Source organism: Arthrobacter sp. SPT-J7 (genome assembly GCF_059089965.1).
This window is the reverse complement of record NZ_JBNHFF010000274.1, coordinates 1-3,903: the sequence shown is the minus strand read 5'-3', so window position 1 is coordinate 3,903 and position 3,903 is coordinate 1. Positions and strand designations below refer to the sequence as shown.

General features: G+C 61.2%; 5 protein-coding genes and 1 pseudogene. 4 read left to right on the top strand and 2 right to left on the bottom strand.

The window, feature by feature from the left end; translation table 11 throughout:
- Together AC5RWX_RS31205 and AC5RWX_RS31200 are read left to right on the top strand one after the other, a co-directional pair.
- The coding region (locus AC5RWX_RS31205) for a transketolase C-terminal domain-containing protein (protein WP_494100070.1) at positions 1 to 317 on the top strand (317 nt) is incomplete at its 5' end.
- Between the two features lie 349 nt (positions 318 to 666).
- A pseudogene (locus AC5RWX_RS31200) lies at positions 667 to 1,050 on the top strand (recombinase family protein).
- 5 nt (positions 1,051 to 1,055) lie between these two features.
- Here the strand turns inward: AC5RWX_RS31200 and AC5RWX_RS31195 are convergent.
- Positions 1,056 to 1,442, bottom strand: a complete 387-nt coding sequence (locus AC5RWX_RS31195; protein WP_494100069.1) for a hypothetical protein — start codon at positions 1,440 to 1,442, stop codon at positions 1,056 to 1,058.
- A gap of 238 nt (positions 1,443 to 1,680) precedes the next feature.
- On the opposite strand from AC5RWX_RS31195, the gene AC5RWX_RS31190 reads away from it, so the two are divergent.
- A complete protein-coding gene (locus AC5RWX_RS31190; RefSeq protein ID WP_494100068.1) occupies positions 1,681 to 2,052 on the top strand; it encodes a DUF7793 family protein in 372 nt (123 codons plus the stop codon).
- Between the two features lie 305 nt (positions 2,053 to 2,357).
- Here AC5RWX_RS31190 and AC5RWX_RS31185 read toward each other — a convergent pair whose 3' ends face one another.
- Entirely contained in the window at positions 2,358 to 2,957 is a 600-nt protein-coding gene (locus AC5RWX_RS31185) for a TetR/AcrR family transcriptional regulator (RefSeq protein ID WP_494100067.1), read from the bottom strand.
- Positions 2,958 to 3,065: 108 nt separating this feature from the next.
- Here AC5RWX_RS31185 and AC5RWX_RS31180 point away from each other — a divergent pair.
- A partial coding sequence (locus AC5RWX_RS31180; RefSeq protein WP_494100066.1) for an MFS transporter occupies positions 3,066 to 3,903 on the top strand: 838 nt, incomplete at its 3' end.

The following is a 3,903-nucleotide window of genomic DNA, read 5'->3' as shown; positions in this document are numbered from 1 at the left end:
CCACCATCAAGCCGTTCGACGCCGCCACCGTCCTCGCCGAAATCAACACCGACCGGCTCGCCGTGACCCTGGAAAACCACTCCGTGGTAGGCGGCCTCTTCGAAACCGTCGCCTCCGCCGTCGTCACCGCCGGCATAGGCAAGCGCGTGGTCCCGGTCGCGCTGCCGGACCAGTTCCTCGACACCGGCGCACTGCCCACCCTCCACGACCGCTACGGCCTCGCCACGGACCGCATCGTCGCCAAGGTCCTGGAGAAGCCCGCCCACCGCCCACACTTGGGGACAAGCCTCATGGGTTATCCACCGCTACTTCTGTGAGGGGAGCTACTCCAACGATTCCCTCAATGCACAGCCGTGAATGACCCTAATTGCCCCAGCTGTGGACGGACCAGAGTCAGCGAGCGAGATTGTCCTTGGCAGCAGTGCCCCGAAAGCAGTCCTTGCCCGTGTTTACGGGATCAGCAGGGAGACCGTCTGCCAGTACCTGCGCAACGGCAAGGCTCGGGTGAAATCCCTCCCCTGCCGGCACGGCCGTATGCGTGGCCGGAGCGGCGATTACTGGTATCCGTGCATATTCGATACCAAACTTCTCGAGCCCTCTGACAAGCTCAAAGTCGTGGTGAACGGCCTCCACTCAACTTCACGGCGGAAGTTTGGGGAGGCAGTAGTGGTCGGACAGCGGATCGGTACGTGCGCGTGAGCACTCTGGACCAGAACGAGAAACGTCAGCTTGAGGGCCAGGTCCTGGACCGATGACCTACGTGCTCTCGTCCAGACCCTCACACGCAAGGGCATCCGGGTGGAGTTCGTCAAAGAGAACTTGGTCTTCACGGGGGAGGACTCTCCCATGGCCAACTTCATGCTCTCCGTCATCGGAGCCTTATCGGAGCCTTCGCCGAATTTGAACGTTCCCTCATCAGAGAACGCCAAAAGGCCTGGCCAAGCAACGCGGCGTTCATAAAGGGCGAAAAAGACCCTCACGCCGGAACGGGCGGCTGAACTGGTCCAGCGTGCCGGCAGCGGTGTACCGAAAGCCCTACTCGCGTCATAGAAGGCTTATATGCGGCCAGAGGCCCGACCCGGGTCGATGTCCTCCGTGAGCCAGGCGATTGCCTCAGCCTCCTGCTCAAAGTACCGGCTGAGGGTGGCGGATCTGTAGTTGAAGGCAGTGATTACCCTGCCCACATCATCAACCCCTACAACGGCGGTGCGAGCGGAACAGGTGTCATCGATGAGTAACTGCCTGGCTTCCGAGGTAATCATCTCCAGCGGCCCGATATGCACCAGTAACGGCCGCTTGCCCTGCGGAGATGCAGCAGTAACAGCGGCGATTGTCGAGTGAATGTCGTCGGCTTCTATCGTGACACCGGGCGTCCATTGCAGGCGAAGGAAGTCTCCCTTATCGCTCAGGGTGTAGCGAGACGAGGACACCTGCTGCTTCACATCCAACACGATCTCCCCCAACTACTGTCGGTGCCCGGCTTCATGCCCATCATCGCTCCGTAATCCCGAGGGTTGCGGCCCTAGTATCAAGTTCCTGGATTAGCGTGCTGCGCCCGCCCCCTCCACGGCAGGTGCAATGATGACATAAAGCGTTGCAGGGGCCCAAAAACGTACGATTAGGCTTCTTGGCCTGCTGATTTCACGGAAGCGGTCCGCGTACGGGTGCTGAGGGGTAGGTGTGAAACAGATCAGGCAAAAAAGCGACCTAGTAGCTATTGAGCTTTCCACCGAGGGTATTCTGCATGTCCGGTGGGCACCCGGAGCAGTGGTTACTGCAACCGAAGCGAACGCGCTGAAGAGCCGCGCCGCTGCGCTAACTGCAGGGCGCAGCCTCCCAATGCTGGTCGAAATGGCCAGCATGAAATGGATCGATCGCCATGCCGGGGAAATTTTTTCAGCCCCGTGGCCTTTGGTGCAAATGGCCCTCGTCGGCACCAGCCCCGTAGACGAAACCATAGCCAGCTTCTACATCTCGCGGCACAACCACGCCTGCCCCACGCGGTTCTTCACATCACTTGATGAAGCGATGACTTGGCTGAAAAAGGCCTAGTACGCGGACGTCTGGGGAATCATGTTTCTGCTCCTTCAGCACCAGCTCCGGCGTTCTAGGAGCCTTCCTTGCCCGTCACGACGGGATCAGCCGGGAGACCGCCTACCAGTAACTCCGGCATGCAAAGATGCAATGCTGCGTCGATCGTGTGATCGCCAATTTCTTCCTCGGCGTGCACGTCCCTCCCTGCCCCACCCGGTTTTCACGTCCCGGCCAGTCTCAACAGAGTGGCTGCTGGCGGGACCGGAAAACTTCAAGGGATAAGAGGGCGGGCCTGATGACGGCACCCGTCGGATTGCCGTGGTTCACGTTGCCGTTAAGGGCGGCTTCATGAGGATGTCGATGAGTTGGGCCAGGCCCTCGGCCATGTCGACGTTCTTGTCGTAGAGCCATTGCAGTTGCAGCCCGTCAAAGGCTGCGATGGCAAGCCTCGCCAGGGCCTGGGCGGGAACATCTTCGCGCACCTCACCTGCTTTCTGACGGCGCCGGATGTCCTGGCTCAACTCCGCCACAAGCACGGCGTAACGGTCTTGAAAATAAGGGTGGGAGTCGTGCCCGGGATCACTGGCAGTAGCTGAGGCTACAGCGTACAGCGTGGTGAGTCCGGGTTCTTTCCGGTTCCGTTCGGCGACGGGCGCAAGGAGCCGAAGCCCTGCCGCCACTGTGCCGGCGGCAGCATCCAAAACCCGCCGGTCCCGCTCCGCCAGAACGGCAGTCAGCAGCTCCTGTTTGCCCCGGAAGTAATGAAACAGGGTCGCTTCCTTCACCCCCACGAGCTCAGCCACCCGCTTCAGCGCCGCGCCTTCAAACCCTTCGGTGGCGAAAACATCCGTTGCTGTCTGGATGATTTGCTCCCGGCGCTCCGCTCCCTTGGCGTACGGGCCCCGCGGCTTGGATATCGGCATCACGCCAGTTTATTTCACCAGCAAACAGCAAAAAACCGAGTTTGACTTGGTTTTTGTGTATGATCCATGTCACGGCCCAACGGAGGGTCACTTTTATCAGGAGGCAATGTGGCCGATAAGACCATTTCCCAAGATCCCGCGGCTTCTCCGGCCAGCGCGACCTTCAGCAGCAATACAGGCACCGCCGAAACCGGCGCGCCCTCACCAGTGAAGACACCGCGCGCCTACGTCATTGGCATGCCCATCGCCAGCGCCGGGCTCTGGATGGCCGTGCTGGCTCCGGCACTGGTGGTGCTGGCCATTAAGGTTTCGGAGATCACCACTCCGGAAACCCGCGCCGGAGCCCTCAGCCTGGTGGCCGGTGTCGGCGCCCTGATCGCACTTCTGGCCAACCCGTTCTTCGGCCGGCTGAGCGACCGCACTACCTCACGGTTCGGCATGCGCAAGCCCTGGATCATCGGTGGCTCCATCGTGGGCATGGGCTCGCTGGTCCTGCTGGGGTCAGCCACGGACGTCGCGGGCGTGCTGGTGGCCTGGATCCTTGCGCAGCTGAGCTTCAACGCCGCACTTGCAGCCCTCGTAGCAACCCTCCCTGACCAGACGGCTCCGGCCGAACGCGGACGCCTCTCCGGCCTGATCGGAATGACCCTGCCGATCGGCCTCGTGGCTGCGGCGTACTTCGCCCAGCTTTTTGACAATGCCTTCCAGATGGCAGTCGTCCCGGGAGCCGTCGGAACAGCAATCGCCATCGCCTTCGCATTCACTTTCAAAGACCGCGTCCTCACCGAAAAGCCTGCACCGCTGAACCTGAAAGAAATTGCAGGATCCTTCTACTTCAACCCCCGCACCTACCCCGGCCTGGGCTGGGCCTGGTTCACCAAGTTCCTGGTGTACATGGGCTACTGCGCGGGACTGCTCTACCTGCCGTACTTCTTCATCGATCCCC